At 34.1% G+C, this 25,283-nt stretch carries 24 protein-coding genes and 3 tRNA genes; 15 read left to right on the forward strand and 12 right to left on the reverse strand.

Translation table 11 applies throughout. The features are described from left to right. Positions 1–66: 66 nt before the first annotated feature. The 5 genes from Q8X41_RS00885 (at position 67) to Q8X41_RS00905 (ending at position 2,208) form a co-directional block, all read left to right on the forward strand. Positions 67–444: a PH domain-containing protein gene (locus tag Q8X41_RS00885; protein WP_397538388.1), complete on the forward strand. Its 378-nt coding sequence runs from the start codon at positions 67–69 to the stop codon at positions 442–444. A gap of 455 nt (positions 445–899) precedes the next feature. Beyond that, positions 900–974: transfer RNA gene (locus tag Q8X41_RS00890), tRNA-Gly, on the forward strand. Between the two features lie 5 nt (positions 975–979). Next, positions 980–1,072, forward strand: a tRNA-Ser gene (locus tag Q8X41_RS00895). 4 nt (positions 1,073–1,076) lie between these two features. Continuing rightward, a tRNA-Phe gene (locus tag Q8X41_RS00900) sits at positions 1,077–1,149 on the forward strand. Positions 1,150–1,278: 129 nt separating this feature from the next. After that, positions 1,279–2,208 (forward strand): DMT family transporter, encoded by a 930-nt coding sequence (locus tag Q8X41_RS00905; RefSeq protein WP_397538389.1) that lies wholly within the window; start codon positions 1,279–1,281, stop codon positions 2,206–2,208. Positions 2,209–2,603: 395 nt separating this feature from the next. Here the strand turns inward: Q8X41_RS00905 and Q8X41_RS00910 are convergent, their stop codons facing one another. From Q8X41_RS00910 to Q8X41_RS00925, 4 genes are all read right to left on the reverse strand, one after another. Next, positions 2,604–2,819 carry a DUF3006 domain-containing protein gene (locus tag Q8X41_RS00910; RefSeq protein ID WP_397538390.1) on the reverse strand — a complete coding sequence of 72 codons (216 nt, stop codon included), beginning with the start codon at positions 2,817–2,819 and terminating at the stop codon, positions 2,604–2,606. Next, a complete protein-coding gene (locus Q8X41_RS00915) occupies positions 2,820–3,713 on the reverse strand; it encodes a ComEC/Rec2 family competence protein (protein ID WP_397538391.1) in 894 nt (297 codons plus the stop codon). It abuts the gene before it with no gap. Positions 3,714–4,032: 319 nt separating this feature from the next. Next, positions 4,033–4,239 (reverse strand): twin-arginine translocase TatA/TatE family subunit, encoded by a 207-nt coding sequence (locus Q8X41_RS00920; RefSeq protein ID WP_397538392.1) that lies wholly within the window; start codon positions 4,237–4,239, stop codon positions 4,033–4,035. A 304-nt stretch (positions 4,240–4,543) separates the two neighbouring features. After that, complete coding sequence (locus tag Q8X41_RS00925) at positions 4,544–5,578, reverse strand: PTS transporter subunit IIC (RefSeq protein WP_397538393.1); 1,035 nt, start codon at positions 5,576–5,578, stop codon at positions 4,544–4,546. Between the two features lie 175 nt (positions 5,579–5,753). On the opposite strand from Q8X41_RS00925, the gene Q8X41_RS00930 reads away from it, so the two are divergent. After that, positions 5,754–6,161 (forward strand): hypothetical protein, encoded by a 408-nt coding sequence (locus tag Q8X41_RS00930; RefSeq protein WP_397538394.1) that lies wholly within the window; start codon positions 5,754–5,756, stop codon positions 6,159–6,161. 271 nt (positions 6,162–6,432) lie between these two features. Continuing rightward, positions 6,433–6,867, forward strand: coding sequence for a hypothetical protein (locus tag Q8X41_RS00935; protein WP_397538395.1), 435 nt, complete (start codon positions 6,433–6,435; stop codon positions 6,865–6,867). Between the two features lie 34 nt (positions 6,868–6,901). Here Q8X41_RS00935 and Q8X41_RS00940 read toward each other — a convergent pair whose 3' ends face one another. Further along, positions 6,902–7,816 (reverse strand): EamA family transporter, encoded by a 915-nt coding sequence (locus tag Q8X41_RS00940; protein ID WP_397538396.1) that lies wholly within the window; start codon positions 7,814–7,816, stop codon positions 6,902–6,904. A gap of 280 nt (positions 7,817–8,096) precedes the next feature. Between Q8X41_RS00940 and recQ the strand changes: the two genes are divergently transcribed. Further along, entirely contained in the window at positions 8,097–9,866 is a 1,770-nt protein-coding gene (recQ, locus tag Q8X41_RS00945; protein WP_397538397.1) for a DNA helicase RecQ, read from the forward strand. Positions 9,867–9,879: 13 nt separating this feature from the next. Continuing rightward, on the forward strand, positions 9,880–10,653 hold the full coding sequence (locus tag Q8X41_RS00950) for a serine hydrolase (RefSeq protein ID WP_397538398.1): 774 nt from the start codon (positions 9,880–9,882) through the stop codon (positions 10,651–10,653). A 45-nt stretch (positions 10,654–10,698) separates the two neighbouring features. On the opposite strand, the gene Q8X41_RS00955 is transcribed toward Q8X41_RS00950, so the two are convergent. Further along, the gene (locus tag Q8X41_RS00955; RefSeq protein ID WP_397538399.1) at positions 10,699–10,986 is read right to left on the reverse strand and encodes a hypothetical protein; all 288 of its coding nucleotides are present in this window, start codon (positions 10,984–10,986) and stop codon (positions 10,699–10,701) included. A 389-nt stretch (positions 10,987–11,375) separates the two neighbouring features. Between Q8X41_RS00955 and Q8X41_RS00960 the strand changes: the two genes are divergently transcribed. From Q8X41_RS00960 to Q8X41_RS00970, 3 genes are all read left to right on the forward strand, one after another. After that, positions 11,376–11,573 (forward strand): DUF6501 family protein, encoded by a 198-nt coding sequence (locus Q8X41_RS00960; protein WP_397538400.1) that lies wholly within the window; start codon positions 11,376–11,378, stop codon positions 11,571–11,573. 170 nt (positions 11,574–11,743) lie between these two features. After that, on the forward strand, positions 11,744–12,607 hold the full coding sequence (locus Q8X41_RS00965; RefSeq protein WP_397538401.1) for an AAA family ATPase: 864 nt from the start codon (positions 11,744–11,746) through the stop codon (positions 12,605–12,607). Between the two features lie 10 nt (positions 12,608–12,617). Beyond that, a complete protein-coding gene (locus Q8X41_RS00970) occupies positions 12,618–14,519 on the forward strand; it encodes a vWA domain-containing protein (RefSeq protein WP_397538402.1) in 1,902 nt (633 codons plus the stop codon). 59 nt (positions 14,520–14,578) lie between these two features. On the opposite strand, the gene Q8X41_RS00975 is transcribed toward Q8X41_RS00970, so the two are convergent. From Q8X41_RS00975 to Q8X41_RS00985, 3 genes are all read right to left on the reverse strand, one after another. Next, positions 14,579–15,763, reverse strand: a complete 1,185-nt coding sequence (locus tag Q8X41_RS00975) for a toxic anion resistance protein (protein WP_397538403.1) — start codon at positions 15,761–15,763, stop codon at positions 14,579–14,581. Next, positions 15,760–16,410, reverse strand: a complete 651-nt coding sequence (locus Q8X41_RS00980) for a 5-bromo-4-chloroindolyl phosphate hydrolysis family protein (protein WP_397538404.1) — start codon at positions 16,408–16,410, stop codon at positions 15,760–15,762. Before Q8X41_RS00980 ends, Q8X41_RS00975 begins: the two co-directional genes overlap by 4 nt. A 214-nt stretch (positions 16,411–16,624) precedes the next feature. Next, on the reverse strand, positions 16,625–18,352 hold the full coding sequence (locus Q8X41_RS00985) for a methyl-accepting chemotaxis protein (RefSeq protein WP_397538405.1): 1,728 nt from the start codon (positions 18,350–18,352) through the stop codon (positions 16,625–16,627). Positions 18,353–18,477: 125 nt separating this feature from the next. Here Q8X41_RS00985 and Q8X41_RS00990 point away from each other — a divergent pair, with 125 nt between their 5' ends. The 3 genes from Q8X41_RS00990 (at position 18,478) to Q8X41_RS01000 (ending at position 19,562) form a co-directional block, all read left to right on the forward strand. Next, positions 18,478–18,756 (forward strand): DUF1033 family protein, encoded by a 279-nt coding sequence (locus tag Q8X41_RS00990; RefSeq protein ID WP_397538406.1) that lies wholly within the window; start codon positions 18,478–18,480, stop codon positions 18,754–18,756. Positions 18,757–18,980: 224 nt separating this feature from the next. Next, complete coding sequence (locus tag Q8X41_RS00995; RefSeq protein ID WP_102692015.1) at positions 18,981–19,181, forward strand: cold-shock protein; 201 nt, start codon at positions 18,981–18,983, stop codon at positions 19,179–19,181. A 180-nt stretch (positions 19,182–19,361) separates the two neighbouring features. After that, entirely contained in the window at positions 19,362–19,562 is a 201-nt protein-coding gene (locus tag Q8X41_RS01000; protein WP_397538407.1) for a cold-shock protein, read from the forward strand. Positions 19,563–20,402: 840 nt separating this feature from the next. Here Q8X41_RS01000 and Q8X41_RS01005 read toward each other — a convergent pair. The 3 genes from Q8X41_RS01005 to Q8X41_RS01015 all read right to left on the reverse strand — a co-directional run bounded on the left by Q8X41_RS01005 (position 20,403) and on the right by Q8X41_RS01015 (position 25,227). Continuing rightward, entirely contained in the window at positions 20,403–22,007 is a 1,605-nt protein-coding gene (locus Q8X41_RS01005; protein WP_397538408.1) for an ABC-F family ATP-binding cassette domain-containing protein, read from the reverse strand. A 253-nt stretch (positions 22,008–22,260) separates the two neighbouring features. Then, on the reverse strand, positions 22,261–23,766 hold the full coding sequence (locus tag Q8X41_RS01010) for a succinate CoA transferase (RefSeq protein ID WP_397538409.1): 1,506 nt from the start codon (positions 23,764–23,766) through the stop codon (positions 22,261–22,263). 399 nt (positions 23,767–24,165) lie between these two features. Then, positions 24,166–25,227 carry a DHH family phosphoesterase gene (locus tag Q8X41_RS01015; protein ID WP_397538410.1) on the reverse strand — a complete coding sequence of 354 codons (1,062 nt, stop codon included), beginning with the start codon at positions 25,225–25,227 and terminating at the stop codon, positions 24,166–24,168. Positions 25,228–25,283 lie beyond the last annotated feature (56 nt).

Consider the following 25,283-nt stretch of genomic DNA (forward strand, 5'->3'; position numbering starts at 1 on the left):
AGTTGTATTGATTAATGGCAGATTTTAAAAAAGGAAGACTAATTAAATGTAGAAAAGGAGTTGTGTATGGGATTATTCGATGGTTTAATGGGAAATGCATCAGAAGTGAATTTAAGTGTCATTGAATCTGAGATAAAAGATTTATTAGCAAAGAATGAAAGAGTAGAGCAAGCCTATAAATTGATTCGAGATCTGTTTGTCTTTACAGATAAACGTTTACTTTTGATTGATAAACAAGGCGTGACTGGCAAGAAAGCCGAATATCATTCGATTCCATACAAAAGTGTAGTACACTTCTCCATTGAAACAGCAGGCACCTTTGATTTCGAAGCGGAACTAAAAATTTGGCTATCCAATGGTGCTCAACCAATCGAAAAGAAATTTAATAAAACATTGAACATCTATAAAATTCAAAGTGTCTTAGCTGACTATGTTTTAAAATAGATTATAAAACATCCAATTGAAATTAATTGGATGTTTTTATTTTAAAAACTGTACACGCCTATATTGGAGAAAGAAGCCAAGGATAGAGACATCTCGCCTGTATGAGGAATGGGCTGAATAGGAAGTTTTAGTTTTGAAGAAGTGTTAAGTATTTTCAATACTACTTTATAAACAGAATACTAACGTGGATAAAAACCCCATGCGATTATATTAATTGTCCAAATGTTAATTTAGTAAAACTATTAGGGGAAGTAGTTCAGTGGTAGAACATCGCCTTCCCAAGGTGAGGGTCATCGGTTAGAACCCCATCTTACGTTCCTATATAACTTTATGAGTTTGTAAAATTGAACGGTTTAATCTATAGAAAACATGTAATTAACATAGATTTTGAAAAGTATTGCACAAATTCAATTGTTATGATAGTATAATTTATGTCGAAAAAATAATAATGGAACGCGGAAGTAGTTCAGTGGTAGAACATCACCTTGCCAAGGTGGGGGTCGCGGGTTCGAACCCCGTCTTCCGCTCCACAAATGGAGGAATACCCAAGTCTGGCTGAAGGGATCGGTCTTGAAAACCGACAGGCGGGTCAAACCGCGCGGGGGTTCGAATCCCTCTTCCTCCTCCATATCGGGTCGGTAGCTCAGTTGGTAGAGCATTAGATTGAAGCTCTAAGTGTCGGCAGTTCGATTCTGTCCCGACCCATATTAAAAGATGTCCAAAAGTATTTGGACATCTTTTTTTCTGTATTTGAAATGGTATTGTAAAGCAAATAGGAAATGGTACAATATTCCTTGAAAAGTAAATTATTTAGTTCGAAGATTGGAGTTAAAAATGACTGAAATTTCAATTAATAATAAGTGGAAAGGGATTATTTTAGTTTTATTAGCAGCGATTTTCTGGGGAATAGCTGGTACTCTTGCACAATATTTGTTTCAAGTAAAAGGGTTTAATACCGAGTGGTTAGTTGTTTTACGTTTGCTAGTAGCAGGTTTTTTGTTGTTATTAGTGAATTATCCAAAGGAGCGCGAACGGATTTGGGCAATATGGAAAAATAAGCATGACGTTCTTAGTTTACTATTATTTAGTTTTGTAGGAATGCTAGCAGTTCAATATACATATTTTGCAGCGATTAAGCATGGAAATGCAGCAACTGCAACTGTTTTGCAATATTTATCTCCAATTATTATTCTTGCATATATAGTTGGTAAAAATAAGAAAATACCTTCAAGAAATGAAGCAATTTCAGTTTTGCTAGCGATTATTGGAACAGTTCTATTAGTAACGCATGGTCAAATTACACAACTCTCAATATCCGGGCCAGCTTTGATTTGGGGAATCACTTCTGCATTCGCTTTAGCCTTTTATACACTTCAACCACAGAAGTTATTGGCAAGATATGGTTCGATTGTTGTAGTTGGTTGGGGTATGTTAATTGGTGGCGTTGGTTTTAGTTTTATTCATCCGCCTTGGCAGTTCGAAGGAACATGGTCGATTTCCTCAATTGCTAGTTTTGTATTTATCGTAATCTTTGGGACACTTCTTGCATTCTATTTTTACCTTGAAAGTTTTCGCTATGTAAAGCCGACAGTTGCAAGTGTATTAGCATGCGTAGAACCATTTGCAGCATCCGTGTTGTCGGTTATCTTTCTAAATGTTGTATTTGGTTTTCCAGAATGGATTGGTACTCTTTGCATATTGAGTACGCTTTTTATTGCGTCAAGAAAAGAGAGAGCTGAAGAAATGAATGAGAAAACAAATTAAATGGTATATTTTGTTGAGGAGAGGGAAAAGTCGAGGATTCTTAGGACTCGAGTTGAGCATACAAGTAGGCGAGAGAAGCAAAAAGAGAATCAAACAATTAAATTAAACAAAAACTACTAAAAAAAGATATCGATTGGATCCAAATTACTGGTCCAAAATGATAAAAAATCTTTAAATGCTTAAAACCATTTCACAAAATACAACTGAAAAAAACCATTAAAGTATCGAATATTTACACAATTCCTTTAATCACAACAAAAAAGCGAGAAATCAATTCGATTTCTCACTCTTACGTTTATATGATATATACTTACATGGTTTACCTATGTGTTGTAATCATAACAGATGTGTACTCAAGAAAGCAATATAAACTTAGCGTCACTCCAGTAATATTCTCATTCCTCAAACAGATCATCTGCCATAGTGTCAATCTCTGCTCTTAATTTCTTTGTTCCCTCAGTATCCAATGCAATGTGGTCCCCATCGATGATAATTTGATCACCAACATTTACTTCTTTAGGTAGTTTTTTTCTTGGAATATTAATTGTGCTATTTTCAATTTCGATGACGACCAAATCACCTTCGAAACGGTCTATTATTCCTTTTTGCAATTATTTCTCCACCTTTACAGAAATTGTTGAACCATTTGATGTAAAGACAATACTTCCATGTTGATCGGTACGGTAGATTTTCGCATGAACTGCATTTAAACGACTTAAGGCTTCGTCTGTTGGATGATGATAGCGATTACCTTCACCTACACTGATTGCTGCATAAGTAGGTTTTGCAACTGCTAAAAAATCAGCATTTGTAGCTTCTTTTGCACCATGGTGACTCACTTTCAGCACATCAACTTTTGGAATTAGACCCGCTTCAAGCATATCTTCTTCAGCTGGTGTTTCTGCATCCCCAGTGAATAAGAATTTTTTATCACCATGTTGCATTAATAATACGCCACTCCAGTCATTTAAATCACTTTTTGAGTAATCCTTAACTGGACCTATAAAGTGTAGGTCTAATGATTTTTCGTCAACTGGAATCGAGACACCTTCTTTTGCAACTTTAATTTTTAGATTCTGTGCTTTTACTGATTGTAGGAAATTACGATAGGCGATTGTTGTGTGTGTAATTCGTGGTGAGTATACAGATTTAACAGGGAAAGCATCTATAATATCAGCTAAACCACCAATATGATCCGCATCAGGGTGTGTGGAAATAACAGCGTCTAGTTGTTTTACACCATGTTGTTTTAAATATTCGATAACTGTTTCACCTTTACCTTTATTTCCACCATCAATTACTATGTTTTCTTTTGGAGTTTGGATAAAAATGGAGTCACCTTGTCCAACATCAATTATATGTACACTCACTTGATCAGTTGCAGTTGTAACCGGTTTTGTATTAGAAATGTTTGTTGAAGTTCCATCATCCAATGCATTTGTACAACCAGTTAGCAATAAAATACTAATAAGGGTAAAAAGTATAGCTCGAAAATTGTTTTTCATATATATTCCTCCTATACATACTGTAGCATGAAATAGAAGGTTAGAACAGATGTTTGGATTAAATATATTATAAGAATGAAATTACTTTTAAAAATAAGCGCTTTAAAATAGGGTTGTTTATATGTGAAAAGAATCGATATTTTGCCAATACTCACAAAGCATAAGAAAACTTTGTTTAGCGACGAATGGAAGCCACCCGAATACGGAATCGTGGGAGATAAAAGAGGTGTGCTGAGGTTTGTGCGAATAGGTGCTGGAACTTTGAATGAATATATCCTAAAAAAAGAGCTAAACATTAAAGTTTGCTCTTCAAAGGTCATTATTTTTGTTCTGAATCAGATGTATTGTTCTCAGATTTCTTTGTAAGTGAAAGATCATCTTTAAGTTCTTGAGTAGAATTTTTGAATTCACGTATAGTTTCACCAGCAGCTTTACCGATTTGTGGCAATTTGGAAGGTCCGAATACAATCAATGCAATAACTAAAATTACGATTAGTCCGGGCATATCGATACTTGAAAGTCCCATAAGAAATCCTCCTTAAAATTAAAGAATAGCAATCATCTTTAGCCAATATTTTATATAACAACAGAGAAAAAGTGCATTAATTCGTTTTGACAATTTTCTTTTAGGGAAAATATGGCCTTTAGCTTATTTGAGAATCTTATAATTTACTCATAAGAAATGCCTCTAAACATAAAAAGGACTGTTCCATAAGTGATTAAAACCTTATGAGACGGTCCTTTGTCCTAATCTTGTGTTCCGTTAATAAATGTCAATCTGAATTACTTAGCTAAAAAATGTCCAAAGCATCAATTGGTCACTTCTAGTATTATTCGATTGAAATTTTGTAGTCATTCGCTTCAATCATTTTAAATTTATGTTCAAATAATCGAAGTAATACCGTATTTAAAATGATTGGAAGTACCAAGAACATAGTAATCATAATGATAATATTTGATGTAGTCCAACCATCGGAAGTCAGATTAATGTAATTTAATGGTCCGATTAATCCGGATAATCCGAATCCAGCACTCATTGGTGTACCTTGAATGTTGAATACGCCTGCTAATGCACCTAAAATGGCCGCAGTGATAATCATAGGGAATGCAATTTTAGGTTTCATAAAGAAATTTCGCATTTGAATTTTGGGCGACCCAAGTACATGTGCAAGAGCTGTACCGAGTGAGTTCGCTCTGTAACTTGCAATACAAAGGCCTACCCCAGCAGAAACGACGCCAAGGTTAGCTGCTCCTGACCCGATTCCTGAAAGCATAATAACCGTTGCTACGCCTACAGTTGAAAGAGGGGATAAGATCAATACACAGAAAATAACTGCAATAATTGCGCCCATTAAAATTGGTTGTAGGTTTGTAACGTATTGAATACCCGTACCTATTAATCCAGTTCCACTTTTAACAAAGGGTAAAATAGAATATCCAATAAGACCAGGAATGAAAATAGATAATGTTGGCATTAAGAGGATAGTGTAGTCTTTAAGTTTTGACCCGACAAATTGAACAAATAGAACTGCTAAAGCAGCAGTGATTCCTGTGTTTAACACGACTCCAATACCTGCTAATGTCATAATGCCATCTTTCATTGTTATAACCCCACTACCTACAACAGCGGCAAGTCCGATACTTGCTGTTTGAATTGGTGTTAATTTGAATGTCACCCCAACCATCACCCCAATCATAGCGGGCAGCATGCTCATAGCTATAACAGTTAAATTCAAAATGGACTGTAAGAATGGAGCATGTGGAATTAAAAGCTTAAAAATTTCCCCGACTAATGCATTTGGGATTAAAGAAACGACAATCCCAATACTCATACCGGTTAATAATTTATTGAAAAAATCTTTCATGGAAAATCTCCTTTCAGTCTTATTAATTTATATAGTTTATAAGTTTAACGCTTTAAAGCGGCAAAGTAAACAGGAAGTTTTAATATTCTTAATAATCATTATTTTTCGTTGATAAAAATGAACTGAAAAGGGAATAAATGAAGTATTAATATGAAGCGGAGGAATGATGAATGTAATGAAATGGTCGAAATGGATTTGCTTTTCTATACTTCTTTTGGTATTAACTGGTTGTATGGAGACTAATCACTCAGTACAAATAGGTACAGTTGATCAAAAAGGTGCAATTCAATTATTAAAATCAGAAAGCGATGAAGAAATTTATCAAAAAAGCCTAGATACTTTTAATAATGGTCGTAATATTAAAGTAGCTCCCTCAGAAGTTGAAAACTTAAAAACGCATTATATTCAATTCAAAGATGATAACCAAAATCTAGTGATTAGTAATTATAATGTTTGGTTTGATCGTGATAAAAATCGCATCATTTTTACGGATCATGTTCAACCGTATTCATATTATCGAATTGTAGATGACGATATGGATTTTCTAAGAAATTTATTACTAAATGATGAAGGCAGTAAATGATGGTTGTATACTGAAAGAAAAGAATATGGAGCGTGTTAACCTCATGTGGTTTTGGTATTTAGTAAGTTTTTTTATTAGTTTAGTTGCAACTTTCATTATTTATAAAGTCACTCATGTTATTTTATTTGTCTTTCCACCTTTAGCTGTAATGCTTGTTCATTTCTATTTTAAACGGAAGCCAAATTAGATTCTTACTAATTTGTGAACTCTCTATATGTGTATGATTTTATATCATACAATAGATAGGAATATATGTAGAGGGGGAGAAACTGTGGCGGTATTAGATCAAGTCCTGTCTATCACAGATCCTGTTAAATTACGCAAGTTGTTAATTCAGTATGTAGTTGAGCATCCTAATGATAAACAAAATATTATTAATGTTATCGATAAATATCCACAAAGTGTAGCTTTTTGGGAAGGAAATATAGGAGAACCATTTGAAACTAATCCCTATAAATGGTCAGATATTTACTATCACAATTTGCAAATCCGATTAATGAATAATTTTTCCAAAGAGAAATTCTTACATACACTTGATGTAGCAGAATATATAGAAAAACATCAAAGTGAACTATTAAGCGAAAGTAGAAATGAAAAGATCAAATTATATGGCAATACAATGGGGTTTATTATGATTGGAGGGGTAATCGTATTTGTAGTAGTAGTGGTGCTGATGGTGTTTTATTTTAAAAATAGATATGCTTAAACAAAAATAAAAGCTAATTGCACGATAAATGCATTTAGCTTTGGTCTGCGTCAGCAACTCCTAAAACAATAATACCAATCATAACAAGTGCAATGACAAAATAGTGCTTTGGCGTTAACTTCTCTTTTAAGAAAATTCGAGAAAGAATAACGGAGAAAATACTATAGGATGCAATAAGTGGCGCAGCAATAATTGCATATGCACTCATTGCGTAAACGTAGAAGAATTGACCTGTTGTTTCAAGAATCGCTGCACATGCTTTGTTACGTTCTTTGAAAACATTGAATTGAACTTTCTTTACGCCTTTTAAATAAATAAATGTAACAACCGCACAGATAAAAAATGTATATTCATAAGCTAAAAGCGCAGCATCTTGACTCATTAACTTTAATTCATCTAAATAGATGCCATCTGCGAAAGTACCAGCACCATCTAATAATGCATAGATGATTGGGAACATAACAGCCATAAAGCCAAGTTGATATTTTTTGTCCACTTGAACATTGTTTAAGCGCATGACTTTACTTTCTTCTTGTTTTTCAACTACAGCAATTCCAATGACTCCTACCGTAATAATCACAACACCTAAGATATGAATCCAATCTATATCTTGTTGGAAGAAGATAAAAAGTAAAATCGCTGTTATAGCACCTGAAGAATTTTGAACTGGTGAAGAAATAGATAATTCTAAGTATCGTAACCCTACATAACCGATCGTCATAGAGACAATGTAGAAGAAAGAAACTGGTAAGTATTTCACCATATCAAATGGTTGAAAATTAATGCCTTTATAAAACATATATCCAGTAGCATGAATTCCCATTACAAGTCCGACGATCACAACAATTTTTAAATGACTGTATTTGTCATTACTGTCAGACCCCTTTTTATAGAATAAATCTGCACCGCCCCATGCCAAAGCAGTTAGTATTGAAAAGAAAAACCACATAACAGTGTACTCCTTTATATAATTTTACAACTAATATATTATAAGGTTATTTATATTAGCTGAAAAGAGTTTATTTAGAAGAAACAATAGATGAATTCACTTTCAACAGAAATTTATTTATAGATGATTTTTCAAAAAACAACGTACGATTAAAAAATAACCTACAAAATTCTAGGAATTAAACTCGAATGTTTATGGATAATACTGTGATTTTGAAGGTGAAAAGAAAGCTGAAATGGTACAATAATGTCAGGATAGCAAACGAAAGGTGATCGATTCTATGATTGAAAAAGCACAGCATTATTTACAACAATTTTTTGGTTACAAACAATTTCGTTTGGGACAAGAAAAAATAATTGAGCAAGTTCTGGTTGGTGAATCAAGTTTATGTGTGATGCCAACTGGCGGAGGAAAATCAGTTTGCTATCAAATTCCAGCGCTCTTGCTAGAAGGTACAACGATTGTTGTTTCTCCATTAATCTCACTTATGCAAGACCAAGTAGATACATTACTAGAGATGGGTATTGAAGCCGCTTATATTAACTCGTCTTTAAGTCAAAATGAATTACAAGAAACAATGCGAAATGCACAAGAGGGACACTACAAATTATTATATATTGCTCCTGAACGTTTGGAATCGGAATCTTTTACAAACTTACTCGCTTCACTAAGAGTTCCATTAATCGCAGTTGACGAAGCACATTGTATTTCACAATGGGGCCATGATTTCAGACCAAGCTATCGAGCAATTGGTAGATTGACAAAACGTTTTACACATAAACCTACAGTTGTTGCACTAACAGCAACTGCAACACCAGCAGTTCGTGAAGACATTTGTCATCAATTAGTTATTCCGGAAGAAAATACAGTTATGACAGGATTTGCACGTGATAATTTAAGCTTTTCAGTGGTTATCGGACAAAATAAGGAACGATATGTAAAAGAATTGGTAAAGAAAAACAAGCATGAAGTAGGAATCATATATGCTGCTACTAGAAAAACAGTCGATCATCTTTATGAAGTACTAAAAAAAGCAGGGATTTCAGTTGCGAAATATCATGCTGGTTTATCTGAGAGTTTACGCCAATCAGAGCAAAATCGATTTTTACATGATGAAGCTTCTGTTATGGTAGCGACTAATGCATTTGGAATGGGGATAGATAAGTCCAATGTGAGATTTGTTATTCATTACCAATTGACGAAAAATATGGAAAGTTATTATCAAGAGGCGGGGAGAGCTGGCCGGGATGGCTTAGCAAGTGAGTGTATTTTGCTATATTCTCCTCAAGACGTTCAAACACAGCGCTTTTTAATCGACCAAACGGATGATCGAGATAGGATACCAACAGAATTGCAAAAGCTGCAAAGTATGGTGGATTATTGTCATACTGAAAATTGCTTGCAACAGTATATTGTCAATTATTTTGGCGATGAAGCTGATGAAAAATGCGGTAAATGTAGTAATTGCATGGATGATCGTGAAGTTTTCGATGTTACGCTTGAATGCCAAAAAGTATTATCTTGTACTATTCGAATGGGACAAAAATTTGGGAAAACGATGGTCGCACAAGTTTTAGTGGGTTCAAAAAATCAAAAGATTCGTAGTTTTGGATTTGAAAGTCTATCAACATATGGTTTATTAAAAGAAATGACTATTAAAGAAGTAACGAATTTCATGGAATTTATGATAGCTGAGGATTTATTAGCTGTGAATCAAGGAACGATGCCTACCATTTATGTGACACCAAAAGGAAAAGAAGTTCTTGTCGCAAATCGAAAAGTAGAAAGAAGAGGCGTTATTGTCACAAAACAAATAGCGGACACAGATCCATTATTTGAAGAACTAAGAATTGTTCGAAAACAATTAGCGGACGAAGCCAATGTACCACCGTTTGTTATTTTCTCAGATAAATCTTTGAGAGATATGTGTGCAAAAAAACCAACAAATGATCAAGAATTTTTAGACGTTAATGGTGTAGGGGAAAATAAACTTGAAAAATATGGAGAAATATTCTTAAATGCAATTGCAGATTTTCAAACAAATGAATAGTGGGGGATAGGAGATGACTTTTCAAAAATTAGTTTCGCAATGTCATGAAATAATTGCAACTTATCCAAATGTACAAATGGGAATTGCCATTATAGATGGAGCGCAATCTTTTTATCATCAAGAAAAGGCAGTCTTTCGAGCAGCTAGCACGATTAAAATACCGATTCTCCTTGCGAGTTACTTGTACCTATCATCTAAAATAGATGACATCGCAGTAATTCATGATCGCTTAATTGTTGAAGGGGCGGGTGTTATTCCATTTTTAACTGGTAAGTTGCCGTTTACATACCGAAATTTAATGGAGTTAATGATTATCGTTTCGGATAATACTGCTTCGAATGCGTTGTTACATGCGAATACAATGGAAAAAGTAAACCAGTTGATGAAATATATTGGTTGTGAGGAAAGTAAGATTGAACGTTTTTTTATGGATGAAAATGCTGTAATAAAAGGATTAGACAATTCAACAACTGCTAAAGATATGATATTGATGCTTCAACAAATAGGAGAATCAAACAGTATCTTAAATAACGAGCAACGAAAAGATGCGCGTAGAATTTTAGGTAATCAACAATTTGAAGACATGTTACCAGCCTATACATTTGATGAGGAAATCCGTTACTATCACAAAACGGGTGGTTTAACAGGTGTAGATCACGATGTAGCAATTATCGAATACCAAGATAAAAAAATATATGCTGCCGTTTTAACTCAAGGCTGGGAAGATGGCTTTACAGGAAAGAAATGTATTGCTGAGATTGGAAAAGTAATCGCTGATTATTTATAGAGTTGAACTAATATGAAAGACCGACATCTCAGTGATGTCGGTCTTTCATATTGTTAAATGCGCATGTTCTTCATCTAACAACACAATCCCTGTGATGCCATTGACAGTTTCGGAATGAATAATTTTGTCCTTTAATACAGGCAGTAATTTTGGCGAGAGTGCAACATGAAGTCCCTCTACTTCCATAATGATATCGGTATGAATCGGGGTATCAATATCAGCAGCGAACTGCATACCGTTTCGATCTGCTACTGCATAAAAACGGAGCAGGTGGTACTTATTATCAGCTGTTAAATTAGTGATAAATTTCTTCCCCTGAATGGTTAGTCTCATAGTGAAATCATCCTTTACGCAAGATCAGAAATCGTTTCTGCTGTAAGTATTCCACACCATTCATTGATTTAAACAAGAAGAAACTGAAGTTGAAAAAAATCTTTATTTTCTTGTTATCCATTCTGCAACAATAAAAAATATGATAAAAAAAGCAAATGCTAAAATGAAAAACCATATAGGTACACCGCCAAATGCCAACTAAGCCACCTCCTGAAAATTCTTTTTCATAATCGTAACATAAATTTTACTTAGTTCCTTTTAATAGCTATTTAAAATTTCATCAACCAAAGTTTTTCTGAAAAAATCCTCTTATTTTTAGGACAAACGTAGTGAAATCGTTTAAAATATAACTTGGATATGTATTTAGTTAAGAGAGGTTGTTTTAAAAAATGATTCATTTAAATTGGAAAGAAGCACCAACAATCAAAGCAGTTACTTGTAAGCATACTGATGCAAAAAAATATTTGGTTTCAAATGTATTAACAGTTGGAAAAGAATATGAAGTGAAAAACGAAACAGAAGAATTCTATTTCGTCATCGATAATACTGGTCATGTTGGTGGCTATTACAAAGATTACTTCGAATAGATCGAAGCAATAACTCAGCTTTTCGCTTACCTATCGGATGCGGAAAGCTTTTTTAATTTGGCGATTTTAAAGGAAGATATGTACGACGTACTAAGTTAGAAGTTTTCCGAGACGTATATAGGAGAGACAGTTGGCCGTCACAGCTGGTTCAAATGAAGGGAGAAGGTAGTATGCAACAAATTATTCAGCAGGAACAATCAACACGAAAAAATCGAAATCATGCTAGAGAAGATTTACTTTTAATAGGAGAGGGTGGCTATATTTCTCCTAATGATTATTTGTGGGATGATGTGCTATTAAGTGTAACACTAAAAAAGCCTGTTTTATTAAAAGGCCCTGCGGGTTCTGGTAAAACAAAAATGGCAGAATCAATATCTCACTTTTTTAATCAACCTATGCACAGTGTTAACTGTTCAGTGGATTTAGATGCTGAAAGTTTACTTGGTTTTAAAACAATGGTACAAAAAGATGGACAAACACTCATTGAATTTGTCGAAGGTCCCGTTGTAAAGGCGATGAAACAAGGTAATCTTCTATATATTGATGAAATTAATATGGCCAAAGCTGAAACTTTACCAATTTTACACAGTGTTTTGGATTACCGTCGCATGCTGACAAATCCATTTACAGGTGAAGTAATTCAAGCACATCCTGATTTTAGCGTGGTAGCAGCAATCAATGAGGGGTATATTGGTACAGCACCCATGAATGAAGCTTTAAAAAATCGCTTCGTTTCTTTTAGCACTCCTTATTTGAATGGGGAACAGTTAAAAGAATTATGGCAAAAGAGATTTCCAAGCTTATCAAATGAATTGCATACATTGATGTTAAATATAGCAGAAGATTTAAAACAACAAGTAATCAATGGCTTATTAAGTGAAGAAGCTGCATCTATTCGAAGTTTACTTGATGCAACAGAATTAGCTCAGTATATGGATCCGCATAGAGCCATTCGATATGCAGTTGCTGAAAAATTAGATGATCAAAGTGAAAAAGATTTAGTGATTGAGTTAGCAAAAACGTGGATGAAGTGAGGTTTTTAAAATGGCCGATCTAAGTCGATTTATACAATTTAATAATGAGCAATTGGATCCTCGATTAATGCTTCATTATGAACAACTCGCTAAAGCGCTTGCGAATGCTCCATTTCTATCTATAACTGAACGTCAATTAATCGAGATGAAACCACAAGGGCAGCAAATTGCAATGAGTGTATTTTGGCGTCATCGTGATGAGGAGACTACTCATTTAGGTAGGCTTTCGGATATTTATTTACTTACAGTTGGGTTTTGGCAAGAGTTTTCAGTTAAAGACTGGCTAACTTTTGAAGAAGAAATCCAAGATCATCCATTAAAAAAGTTATTCAAACAGATGGTTCTACTTGTTGAAGAATTTAGATTTATGGACATGGTTGTGAAAAAACGACCAGGAACAAATAAGGCTTTCCAAATAAGAAGAAATGCGTATATTGATTCGCATAAACATCGTTTCGAAGTCAATTGTCAAAAGGGATTTGTAGCCGATGCTTTCGTTAATTATCTATATTTAGCAGCTCATGAAGGAATGATGAAACTACCTCAAAATGAAGTAGCTGAAAAATTTGAAGCAGCACTCAATTCTTTTCAACAAATTTATGATGTGAAATCGACGCAAGATAGTATTAATTTGATATATCGAGTGATGCCTTATGTTGAGAAAAGCATTGCAAAAGATTTAATGCTTAATTATTACGCATTAATGGATTCTATTCCTGAAGCTGCTAAATTCAATGAACATAAAGGCGTCAATGGTCAAGAATGTGGCAATCGACAAGATAAAAAAGATACGATTGAACAGCTATTCCGAACTTGGCATAGAGAGACGAAAGAAGAGACAGGTGTTCATTTACGTTATGAATTAGAACGTGGCAATGCGGGTAAAGCGTTAAGCTTAGAAGCAGAAGAAGGTAAAGACAGCAATGAAATATCAGAGGAGGGGACAGGTGGGGCTCCAAATACGGATGCAAAACCGCAGAATGCTTTAATGGACGAAGCAAAAAAACTTCCTCGAGGTAAACGACAGGCAGGAAAAGAATATGGAGAGCAAAATGTAAATGTTGTTTTTGAAGAAAAAAGAATAGGAAAGACAAAAGAATTACAGGAACTAACTACATTGGCAACATGGCGTGCAGCACAAGCATCAAGTGTAAAAGCATTGACGACTGAGTTTCGTAAACGCATTACACAAAAGGAAATAGCTAAAAGAGAGTATTTATCAAAAGGTAGACTAGATTCTTCAAAATTAGTCAACTTTCTTTTAGAGGATCGACCAAAACCGTTTTATCAAAAAAATGCGCCAGCAAAACCATTAAACGCCGTTTTTGGATTACTAATTGATGGTTCAGCATCCATGATGGACAAAATGGATGAAACGAAAAAAGCAGTATTATTATTCCATGATGTATTACGACAAATGAACATCCCACACGAAATGGTTTCTTATTACGAAGATGCTTATGAAGCAACACCTGAAGTTCAGCCAAATACTTTTGAATGGTTGCATAAATTAGAGGATGGACAGGCAGATAGTGGTGCAGCTATTATGTCTTTATCTTCGCATGAGGATAATCGTGATGGATTTGCGATTCGTTGGGCGACTAGACGCTTAAAACACCGTGATGAAAAACATCGCTTCTTACTCGTATTTTCTGATGGGGAACCATCGGCATTTGATTATGCACAAAATGGTGTAAAAGATACAGCAGAGGCAGTTCTAGAAGCTGAAAAGCAGAATATTCAAGTGCTTCATTTATTTTTAAATACAGAGATGCCAGGAGAGGAGCAGCTACAACTGTTCCATATGATCTATGGTACGCATACAGTCGCCGCAGATAGTGTTGAAAAATTTACAGAAATTACAGTAAGACTGTTGCGGAAGCTGATTACACTTGTTATTCAAAGTCAATAATCATTGCAAATGAAGAGGGAGAGGGCAATTAATTGTCCTCTCCCTTTTATAAGCTAAAGCTAATAGGGTGATCTATCTTGTTGTTTTGTATGAATAGCTAATAGACGTTGTTTTAGATCTTCTTCCATACGTGCAATTTCAATTTCAGCGGCTTTTCGTTTTTGTCGGCCATCTGCTTGAATTTGTAATGTTTCTTCGATTGTAGAAATCAGATTTTCTTGTGTTTTCTTCAATGTTTCAATTTCAACTAATCCACGTTCATTTTCCTTAGCGGTTTCGATTGTATTCACTTTTAACATTTCAGAGTTTTTCAGAAGTAAGTCATTGGTAGTTTTCGTAACTTGTTTTTGAGCTTCTACAGCTCTTCGTTGATTATTTAAAGTTAATGCAATAGCAATTTGATTCTTCCATAACGGGATAGCAGTCATAATGGAAGATTGGATTTTTTCTGCTAATGTTTGGTTTGTTTGTTGAATCATTCGAATTTGTGGTGCTGTTTGAATGGTGATTTGTCGTGATAATTGTAAGTCGTAAATTCGTTTTTCAAGACGATCCACAAATTGTGCTAGGTCATTAAATTCTTGTACATCCATTTGATCTTGAGAAGTCTCTGCTTTTTGTTTTAATTTAGGTAACATTACTGAGACGATTTCCTCTTTTTTCAGTTCAGCGGCAGCGATATAGACATTTAAAGCTTGAAAATAGGTTTTGTTTTGTTCGTATAGTTGATCTAACATATGAACATCTTCTACAAGCCCTGCTTTAGAATGTTCTAATTGAATACCAATTCGATCTATTTGCGTGCTTAGTTTTTGATATTTTGTCATAAGTTCTTGCAATGAACGAGATACTCGACTGAAAAATTTGCGAATACCACTTTTTTTATCTTGTTGGAGTTCCTCTGGGTCAAGTTCATTTAATTTATCCATCAAATCTTTTAGAACATCACCTACTGGACCTATGTCTTTTCTTTGAACATGGTCAAGCATTTGGTGAGAAAAACGAGATAGTTCATTTTGTGCGTTTGCTCCATAGGTTAAAATTGTTTCATAATTGCCAACGGGAATTTGATCAGCTAGTTGTTTTGCCTTAACCTGATCTTCTTCTGGTAAACGTTCAAGTACGGTTGTTGCTTTTTTTTCAGCGGGTTTAACACTAGATGGAACCGGTTCAGGTTGTAGCTCAAATGGATTATTAAGTAAATCATCTATCGATTTTTCTGAATTGGAAGATGAATTAGTCATTTAGAGTCTCCTCTCAAAGTAGCGGAAGTTTGTTTTTGGGTTGTTGATAATTGTGCGAAATCTAACTCCATTTTAAGTTCTTCTATATCTGTAGCAAGTACTGAATGAAGGTCCTCTTGCATAATATTATTTAGATCTTCTAAAGTTTCACGTGTTTCTTGCAAAGCTAAGTGAACATCTGAACTCTTAATGGGTTGAGATGATAGAAGTGCGTATTTTTCAGTTAGTTCACTAGCAGAATGAAGATGAGCGTAGAAAAATTGCTCGGCATGATAAAATTTTTTAGGGTTTTTGTTTACAATGTTTACTATTCTTTTTGCAAGGCGATTCATTTCAAATAGTTGTTTAAATGTTGAAATCGAACGGACCTTAGTATAATAGCGGTTTAAATTTCTTAACTCACTTTGTGCTTCATCTAATTGTGTTTGAATATGTTTGAATTCTGAACGAGTTAGTCCAACTCTTTTTAAGTATCGGAATTGTTGGATGTTCTTAATAATATAATTTGATGGGAAATAGCTACTTATCGCTAATAAAGAGCTAATCCAAAAATTTACATCAAAATACCACTCACTTATGGTCCATGTAGATAGTAATACGATTATATTGAGAAAATTTCTTAAAATAAATTGTCCAAATTTGAGCAATGAATTTGCCTCCTTCTAACGCTCTTATTTTAAGTACGAATAAAGCGTGAGAAAGTTTCACCTTTTTACAAATAAGAGTGATTTAATTCAGTACATGTGATTTAGTTTATTAAAGAGCATTAATGTTATTTTAATATATTTTATAAGTTTTTGCGAAAGGAAAAGCCGACGAAGAATACTTCCATGTCGGCTCAATTACTCCTTACTATTTAATTTATAGTATTGATCGTTCTTTTTCAATTTTTTCGACTAGATGGTTAATATTAATTAGTACCTTAGATGAAGAAATTTCAATTTGCTTTAATGCATTTTCTGCTTTTTGTATTTGACCGTCATTAAATAATTGAACAGCTATTTTCGCTTGATCATGAACTTCTTGATGATAAATGTCAAGCTCCTTAAATGCATTTTCTTTTCCAAATCGATCTAGTGCCTTCTGAGATCCGTACCACTTTCCTAATCGGCACTCTTTATGAGAGGAAACTTCGGTTTCGGATATTTTCTCTAAGCCTAAGAACATATTATATATACGCCATTTCCACAAAATGTGGTCTGCCTTTGATAATTGTAATAGGGCAAGGCTAGATAGCTGAACATTATTATGATCGACTAGACTTAGTCTGTAATGATTAATTTGATTTCCTAACTGATGAATGCCCGAAGAAGTAGAATGAGCTAGCTCTCTAATATTTTCTTGCAAATCAGTAATTTGAACCATTCGATTTGAAACTTCATCTGCTGCTGCTGCTTGTTCTTCTGAAATAGCAGCGGTATGGCTTACATCTGTATTAATGTCTTCAATCGTATCAACAATTTGGCTTAATAAAGGTAGAGAATTTTTTGCTTCTCCAGTTGCCTCCTTTATTATATAAGTTGTTTCCGTGATTGAGGTAGCAACGCTTTCCGAGTAATCTTTTAAATGTTGGACATTAGATGAGACTTCACTTAGTGCTGACACTGTATTTTCCGCAAGCTTACGGACTTCTTGCGCAACAACAGCAAAACCTTTACCATGTTCACCAGCTCTAGCAGCTTCAATTGATGCATTAAGGGCAAGTAGATTTGTTTGATCTGCTATTCCTTTAATTAAAGTAACAACATTTTCGATATCATTTACACGTTTTTTCAATTCATCAAAAGAATGAACGATAGATGTAAATGTTTCACCAGTTTTAAATATCTCATTTAAAGCAGAGGAGATTGTATTTTTTGAATTAGTCGCATCTTTTACAGATGCAGATGTCTTTTCAGAGATACGATTAGAGTTTTTGGCAACTTCGCTAATTGATGCTGTTATTTGTTCTGTAGCAGCTGTAGAAGATTGTATTTCTTCAGATTGGCGATCTAAGTTAAGGACTAAATCTTTCATATACATTATTTGAGATGCTGTGTCCATTAAAGAAGAAACTTCAGTTACAGAATGCTCAATTATTCGTTCGGTTATAACTTCAAATAGTAATTCTTGATCAATATTGACAGCAGCTTGAAAAGAACGCATGAAGTCAAATGCTTTTGCAGGTTTAAAGCCAAAGTTATACAATATATGCGTAGTCACATAAAATGCGAATTGGTTAAATACGACAATTGTTTTTCCCGGTTCATATTTATAATTTCTAAATAAATAGAAGAAGCTTACTATTTCATCTACGTAATTTTCGTCTCGTGGGGCATTAAAAAATATATGTAAATAGCGTTCGATATATTTTTCATCAATAAGATTTTGCTTATTTGGAGAAATTTCTTTTAAATAAGATATGAAAATTTCTTTCATTGATGGCGTACAATCTAAAAGCTTCTTATATAATTCTATTAACATCTGTTCGTCTTTACGTTCGAAGTGATTAAATGCTAAGGTTTCTTTAAACCTTCCATTTATTGATATATCAGTGCCTCTTTCTAATAGCTGGTTCATTTCTAATTTAGGTCTAATCGACGTGAACATAGAGCTCCCCCTAATACGTTTGGAATGGTATATATAGTTATTTTAGCATATAGGTTACTTGTAAAATAGAGATTTAATTGTATTTTGTAAACGTTTCATAAAATTAATTAGAAGGATTGACATAAATGTATAAGATTATCTATATGAAAGCAGATTATGAGCCTTGGTGGCAGTTTGAAGGTTGGGAAGAGAGTATTGTTGAAGAGAAAGTTTTTGAAAATAAAGAAGAAGCTAAAAACTTTTTAGATGCAACTCTAAAAACATTTAAAAAAAAATATATGTATCATGGGCAAAAGAAAGAACGCTTTTGGGCATTTTGGTCAGATGATGAAATACAATTTTGTGAAGCCTGTGATGATGATATTCAAACCTACCATGGAATTATATGGGAAGAAATGCATTAAACCAAGTTGAAAGTAATAAATTTTTTGAAAAATCTTCAATTTTGTTGACATAGATTTTTTGCGTGTTATACTATAAATAACAAATGAAATTGATTTACCGCAAACTTCCATTCACATATTACAAAAAGTGATCGGCTTGTCATCGGTACTTTATGTAATATGTGAATTTTTGTTTTGGGTATTAATTCTTATTTGTTCACTTTTATTTTTGGAGGTTTTCTCACATGAAACAAGGTACAGTAAAATGGTTTAACTCAGAAAAAGGCTTCGGCTTCATCGAAGTAGAAGGCGAAAACGATGTATTCGTACACTTCAGCGCAATCCAAGGCGAAGGCTTCAAAACTCTTGACGAAGGTCAAAAAGTAGAATTTGAAGTAGTTGAAGGTAACCGCGGACCACAAGCAGCAAACGTTACAAAACTTTAATTTACTGCTAAATAGGGGTAACTCGTTTACCCCTTTTTCTTAACCTAGTTTGAAACAAGAGATATTTATGTATTACAAAGAGTAGCTGGCGAATAGATGCTTTTTGTAATATGTAAATCTTTGATCTCGATTAAAAATTTCGTATTGATTTAAAATATTTATTTTTTGGAGGTTTCAAACATGAAACAAGGTACAGTAAAATGGTTTAACGCAGAAAAAGGTTTCGGTTTCATCGAAGTACAAGGTGAAGATGACGTATTCGTACACTTCTCAGCAATCGGTGGCGAAGGCTTCAAAACTCTTGAAGAAGGCCAAAAAGTGGAATTCGAAGTAGTTGAAGGTAACCGCGGACCACAAGCAGCAAACGTTACTAAATTCTAATAACACTTAGTAAAAGGAGCATCCTTATAGGGTGCTCTTTTTTATTTGTTATATTTAAATAATGGTTCGAACTGATTATACTTTGAACAATATTTAATAGCCTTTTGTATGATTTATTGGCCAGTACTGATAGGAAAGTATTATTATTATGGATAGTATAAGTGTAATATATACAATTTTATTTTTATAAAAAAATAATTATTTTGATAGTAGAATCAATTTCATAATTCAAAGATTTAATAAAATAAACGTACATTAAATGGGCTATCGTTATTTACCCTATCTATTAGAACATTGTCTATGAAGCGGAAATGGCTACTCCTGGAAAATTCATTCGCATTTCCTTCGCTCGGTGTTATTTCAGAGAGGTGCATTCATAGTCATCGGGGAAAGCGAGGAGGGAACTGAAAAAGTAAAAATAGATGTATATTTATGAAAAAAATTAGTGTAGCTATCTTCGTTGAAGTGGAATTAGAGTGGAGAGTCCTCGAAAATGCATTCGCATTTTCTTCGTGCGATGTTCATTCAGTGAAGTTCATTCAATGTCCTGTTTGAAAACGAGCTAGACGAGACCCCACAGCAAAAATTCTTTTTGAGTTAAGCAAAAAGAATTTTCTGCGACGAAACTAGCGCAGCGATGCAGGAGCACAATGTTTCACTAGCGAGGAGGCTCGTCAGTTCGCCCACGGAAAGCGGAGCTAATTCCACTTCATTCATTTTATTTATATTTATCCAATAAATCTTAAATAAGGTTTAATAGCATGAAAAAAGAGGGGATAAGAAGTCAATTTCTGACATCTAATCTCCTCTTTTCAATAGGAAACAAATAAATTAGATCAATTAGTCTAATTTATTTTGCTCTTTCCATTCTAGGAATTCATCATAAGTAAGTTGTTTATCTAAAATAGAACCATCTTCACGAATTTCAATTACGCGGTTTGCGATAGTTTGGATAAATTGATGGTCATGAGATGTGAAAAGCATTGCACCCTTAAAGTTAGTAAGACCTTCGTTTAATGCTTGAATAGATTCAAGGTCAAGGTGGTTGGTCGGCTCATCTAATAGTAATACATTTGAGTGAGATAGCATCATACGAGATAACATACAACGTACTTTTTCGCCCCCTGAAAGTACTTCAGGAGATTTCTTAACTTCTTCACCACTGAATAGCATTCGACCTAAGAAGCCACGTAGGAATGTTTCTGTCTCATCCTCTGGAGAGAATTGACGTAACCATTCTACTAATGTTTTTTCAGAACCTTTGAAGAACTCATCGTTATCAAGAGGGAAGTAGCTTTGAGAAGTCGTTACACCCCATTTGTAAGAGCCTTCGAAATCTTCATCTTCACCAGCAACAATTTTAAGGAATGCTGTCTTCGCAATAGGGTTACCAAGAAGAATGATTTTATCTTCCTTGTTCATTGTGAAGCGAATATCTTTAAATTGTGATTCACCTTCGATTGATTTTGATAAACCATCAACACTTAAAACATCGTTACCGATTTCACGTTCAATTGAAAAGTTGATAAATGGATATTTACGACTTGAAGGTTTGATATCATCTAATTCGATTTTATCGAGCATTTTTTTACGAGATGTTGCTTGTTTTGATTTTGATGCGTTTGCAGAAAAACGAGCAACGAAAGCTTGTAATTCTTTAATTTTTTCTTCTTTTTTCTTGTTTTGGTCATTTAACATTCTTTGAGCTAATTGACTAGATTCATACCAGAAGTCGTAATTACCTACATAAATTTGAATTTTAGAGTAGTCAAGGTCCGCGATATGAGTACATACCTTGTTTAAGAAGTGACGGTCATGGGATACAACAATCACTGTGTTTTCAAAGTTAATAAGGAATTCTTCTAACCACTGGATTGCTTTTAAATCTAAGTGGTTGGTAGGTTCATCTAGTAATAGTACATCTGGTTTGCCGAATAGGGCTTGAGAAAGTAAAACCTTTACTTTTTCAGAACCAGTAAGCTCAGCCATTTTCATGTAGTGCATTGATTCGGGAATTCCTAATCCTTGTAGCAAGATCGCTGCATCAGACTCGGCTTCCCAACCATTCATATCAGCGAATTCGCCTTCAAGCTCTGCAGCGCGGATACCATCTTCGTCAGTGAAAGGGTCTTTCATGTAGATGGCATTCTTTTCTTGCATCACGTCATATAATCGTTTGTGACCCATCATAACTGTTTCTAGAACAGAATATTCTTCGTATTCGAAGTGGTTTTGTTTTAAAACAGTAAGACGTTCACCAGGATTCATACTAACATGACCATCTTGGGGTTCGATTTCTCCAGATAAAATTTTCAAAAATGTAGATTTCCCCGCACCATTAGCACCGATTAAACCGTAACAGTTACCAGGTGTAAATTTAATATTAACATCTTCAAATAGCTTACGGTCGCCATAGCGAAGACCTACGTTACTTACTTGAATCATGTAAGTACCTCCTTTTTCACAATATTACTATTATATCATGGATAAGTGGAAAGCTCTATAACATTATGGTATCAAGAGATGTTTACTTCAAAAAAATTTTGAGATAAAAGATTGATCATACATCTTAATGCTGATTAATTTGTTTTGTATTTATAGAAAATTAATTAAAATTGTGTGGAAGGTGAGAAGTAGGGGATTAAAGCAAATATAAAAGCGAAGAGAATGGTATTCTCTTCGCTTAAATTAGAAATTATTACTTTTTCATAGAACCAGTTTTTTCAAGTAGGTCATACATTTCAAATGCACGGTTTAAAATGTGTGGAGTTTGTGCATTGCCTGTAGCTTCTACTGCAGCATTGTAGTATTCCCAAAGTTGTTCTTTAAAATCAGGGTGCGCACAGTTGTTAATGATTAATGGCACACGTTCTTTTGGTGCTAAACCACGAAGGTCAGCAACACCTTGTTCTGTAACGATAACATCAACATCATGTTCTGTATGGTCTACGTGAGGTACCATAGGAACGATTGAAGAAATTGAGCCGCCTTTAGCGTATGATTTAGTTACAAAGATACCTAATCGAGCGTTACGTGCGAAATCACCTGAACCACCGATACCATTCATCATTTTACTTCCTGAAACGTGAGTAGAGTTAACGTTTCCGTAAATATCTGCTTCAAGAGCTGTATTGATTGAGATTAAACCCAAACGACGGATTACTTCAGGGTGGTTTGAAATTTCTTGTGGACGTAATACTAATTTATCCGCATACTGATCAAGATTTTCATATACACGTTTGCCTAATTCTTCTGATAGAGTAATCGAAGTTGCTGAGGCAAAATCAACTTTCCCAGCATCAATTAAGTTGAATACAGCGTCTTGTAGAACTTCTGAAAATACTTGTAAATGTTCAAATTCAGAATCAGCAAAGCCATCTAATACAGCGTTTGCAACTGAACCTACACCAGATTGAATAGGTGCTAAAGTTTTTGTTAAACGTCCAGCTTTAATCTCTGAACTGAAGAAGTCTAATAAGTAATTAGCCATTGTTTGTGTTTCTTCATCTGGTGGCACGATAAGAGAAGGTGCATCAGGTTCTTGAGAGATAACAATCGCTTTAATTTTTGAAGGATCAATTTTAATACCTTTTTCACCAATACGATCAGATGCATTTGTTAAAGGTATAGCTTGACGTTCACCTTGTTTTTCTGGAACATAGATATCATGGATACCAATAAGAGATTCAGGATGTGAAATGTTTAATTCAATGATGATGTTTTCAGCGACATCAGCAATGATCGGGTTATTACCTACAGAAGTTGTTGGGATTAAATAACCATCAGCTGTGATTGCAGCAGCTTCAAGAATAGCGTATTTCATTGGTCCGAAGATTTCTTGACGGAATTGTTCAGCACCATGAGATAAATGCATATCTGCAAATAGAATTTCACCATTGTTTATCAATGTACGAATTCCTTTATCACCTTGGAATGGTCCACGTTTACGAATAACGCCAGCTTGTGCTAAGAATTGGTCAACTTCTGGACCTAGTGATGCGCCTGTGTACACATCAATTTTAAATTTCTCTGTTTTGGCGCGTTCAACTAGTGCCATAGGAACGACTTTCGCATCACCAGCACGAGTAAAACCACTCATACCTACTACATCACCATTAGAAATAAGTGCAGCTGCTTGGTCTGCTGATACTACTTTGTCTGCTAATTCTTTTAATCCAATACGACTTTCGATTGTTGCTTCCATAAATAAATACCCCCTATAATGAAATGTTTCCTCAATCTCATCTAACAAATGAAACATGACGTTGTTCAATGTATATGAATTCAATTTCATGATAACTTTTATTTAAAAATAATAGGTAGAATGAGTTGAGAGCTTTTGAAACACTCTGAACATTAAATGTAATCGGTTTCTAACTATATTTATACATAAAATCACTAGAATAATCTACTATTTTCTATAAAATTTATAAAAAAATTTTTTTGAGGAGTAGGAATTATGAAAAGGTCAATAGGGAATTTAGCGTTTTTTTATCAACAAAATTTATTGGATGAAGTAATTGAAAATAGATTTAACTAACTAAAAAGCAGCCTCATTTAGATGGCTGCTTTAGTATATAAAATTTACATTTGGTGTAAATTATTATTTATTTTTGCCTGCTTCAAGTACAGCAAGTAGAAATTCTGGACCTAGTTCAGATAAATCACAACCAGAGGCATTTGGATGTCCGCCACCATTATAAGCTTTCGCAATTTCAGATAAATTGACTGTATCACCGATAGAGCGAAGAGAAACGCGGTTTTTTACAAGGCTTATGATAAATACAGCATCAATTTCTTCAGTGTATTTTTCTGCTAAATGGTTTCCTAATTCACTATAGTAGGAATCGGTTTCAACTACACCGATATTGATTGGTGTCTCATGTCCTTTTAGTTGGAAGTTAGGGACAATTACCATTTGTTTTGCTTTTTTCTTTAACACTTTACGTAATTCATCTTTAGAAAATTCTAGGTAAGCAGTATCTTCGGGCGTAAACAATTGACCATTTAAAATATAATCCATTCGTGCATGGATAAAATCATGTCTTCTTCTTGCATAGAAAATAGTGTTTAGATCAGTTGCTTCTTGAATAGAGAGCACATTCCAATCCCATGTGTCATATAAACGGATATCTTCCACTAGATGTGCTAAACGATCAAAGAACAATTCCTTTTCAATAACTGAATACTCAGTTGTTTTTTCGATATCTTCAATTTCTTCATCTGTTACGTGAATAATAGGGGATACTTCATAGCCTGCATCTTTTAATTCTTTGAAGATTAATGTAGTAGCAGACATTTTAATATCATTTACTGTTGGAAGGACAGTAGCCCAAGTGTATTCATTTAGAGAAACAGCGGAAGCGTGGTGGTCAATTAAAACAACAAAACGCCCATCAGGTTTACGATTAACTTTTTCAATCATTTCGGCTGTTTCATCATTAACACTTAAATCAGTAATAATTAATAATTCATGATCATTTAACTCAGCTAAACGAGCTTGTACAGCTTCATCCACTTTACGTGTTTCAACATAATAAGGTGAGTGAGTAATCCCATATGCACGTAAGACTATTGATGGGCCAACACCATCTAAATCAGTGTGTGTAATTAAATGGATATTCTCATAATTTTGTAACCTTTTTGGCAAATTTTTTAAATTCAAGTCTTTCAACGCCTTTCATTTCAAACATAGATATACATTATAACATTTTTTTGCTC

Origin of the sequence: Rummeliibacillus pycnus, assembly GCF_044359855.1 — a bacterium.
GTDB lineage: Bacteria > Bacillota > Bacilli > Bacillales_A > Planococcaceae > Rummeliibacillus > Rummeliibacillus pycnus_A.

What these genes read in the sequence shown, in the direction of transcription:
- Q8X41_RS00885 (WP_397538388.1), top strand. Translation starts at nt 67, where the DNA reads ATGGGATTATTCGATGGTTTAATGGGAAATGCATCAGAAGTGAATTTA.
- Q8X41_RS00905 (WP_397538389.1), top strand. Translation starts at nt 1,279, where the DNA reads ATGACTGAAATTTCAATTAATAATAAGTGGAAAGGGATTATTTTAGTT.
- Q8X41_RS00915 (WP_397538391.1), bottom strand. Translation starts at nt 3,713, where the DNA reads ATGAAAAACAATTTTCGAGCTATACTTTTTACCCTTATTAGTATTTTA.
- Q8X41_RS00920 (WP_397538392.1), bottom strand. Translation starts at nt 4,239, where the DNA reads ATGGGACTTTCAAGTATCGATATGCCCGGACTAATCGTAATTTTAGTT.
- Q8X41_RS00925 (WP_397538393.1), bottom strand. Translation starts at nt 5,578, where the DNA reads ATGAAAGATTTTTTCAATAAATTATTAACCGGTATGAGTATTGGGATT.
- Q8X41_RS00930 (WP_397538394.1), top strand. Translation starts at nt 5,754, where the DNA reads ATGAAATGGTCGAAATGGATTTGCTTTTCTATACTTCTTTTGGTATTA.
- Q8X41_RS00940 (WP_397538396.1), bottom strand. Translation starts at nt 7,816, where the DNA reads ATGTGGTTTTTCTTTTCAATACTAACTGCTTTGGCATGGGGCGGTGCA.
- recQ (WP_397538397.1), top strand. Translation starts at nt 8,097, where the DNA reads ATGATTGAAAAAGCACAGCATTATTTACAACAATTTTTTGGTTACAAA.
- Q8X41_RS00950 (WP_397538398.1), top strand. Translation starts at nt 9,880, where the DNA reads ATGACTTTTCAAAAATTAGTTTCGCAATGTCATGAAATAATTGCAACT.
- Q8X41_RS00955 (WP_397538399.1), bottom strand. Translation starts at nt 10,986, where the DNA reads ATGAGACTAACCATTCAGGGGAAGAAATTTATCACTAATTTAACAGCT.
- Q8X41_RS00960 (WP_397538400.1), top strand. Translation starts at nt 11,376, where the DNA reads ATGATTCATTTAAATTGGAAAGAAGCACCAACAATCAAAGCAGTTACT.
- Q8X41_RS00965 (WP_397538401.1), top strand. Translation starts at nt 11,744, where the DNA reads ATGCAACAAATTATTCAGCAGGAACAATCAACACGAAAAAATCGAAAT.
- Q8X41_RS00970 (WP_397538402.1), top strand. Translation starts at nt 12,618, where the DNA reads ATGGCCGATCTAAGTCGATTTATACAATTTAATAATGAGCAATTGGAT.
- Q8X41_RS00975 (WP_397538403.1), bottom strand. Translation starts at nt 15,763, where the DNA reads ATGACTAATTCATCTTCCAATTCAGAAAAATCGATAGATGATTTACTT.
- Q8X41_RS00985 (WP_397538405.1), bottom strand. Translation starts at nt 18,352, where the DNA reads ATGTTCACGTCGATTAGACCTAAATTAGAAATGAACCAGCTATTAGAA.
- Q8X41_RS00990 (WP_397538406.1), top strand. Translation starts at nt 18,478, where the DNA reads ATGTATAAGATTATCTATATGAAAGCAGATTATGAGCCTTGGTGGCAG.
- Q8X41_RS00995 (WP_102692015.1), top strand. Translation starts at nt 18,981, where the DNA reads ATGAAACAAGGTACAGTAAAATGGTTTAACTCAGAAAAAGGCTTCGGC.
- Q8X41_RS01000 (WP_397538407.1), top strand. Translation starts at nt 19,362, where the DNA reads ATGAAACAAGGTACAGTAAAATGGTTTAACGCAGAAAAAGGTTTCGGT.
- Q8X41_RS01005 (WP_397538408.1), bottom strand. Translation starts at nt 22,007, where the DNA reads ATGATTCAAGTAAGTAACGTAGGTCTTCGCTATGGCGACCGTAAGCTA.
- Q8X41_RS01010 (WP_397538409.1), bottom strand. Translation starts at nt 23,766, where the DNA reads ATGGAAGCAACAATCGAAAGTCGTATTGGATTAAAAGAATTAGCAGAC.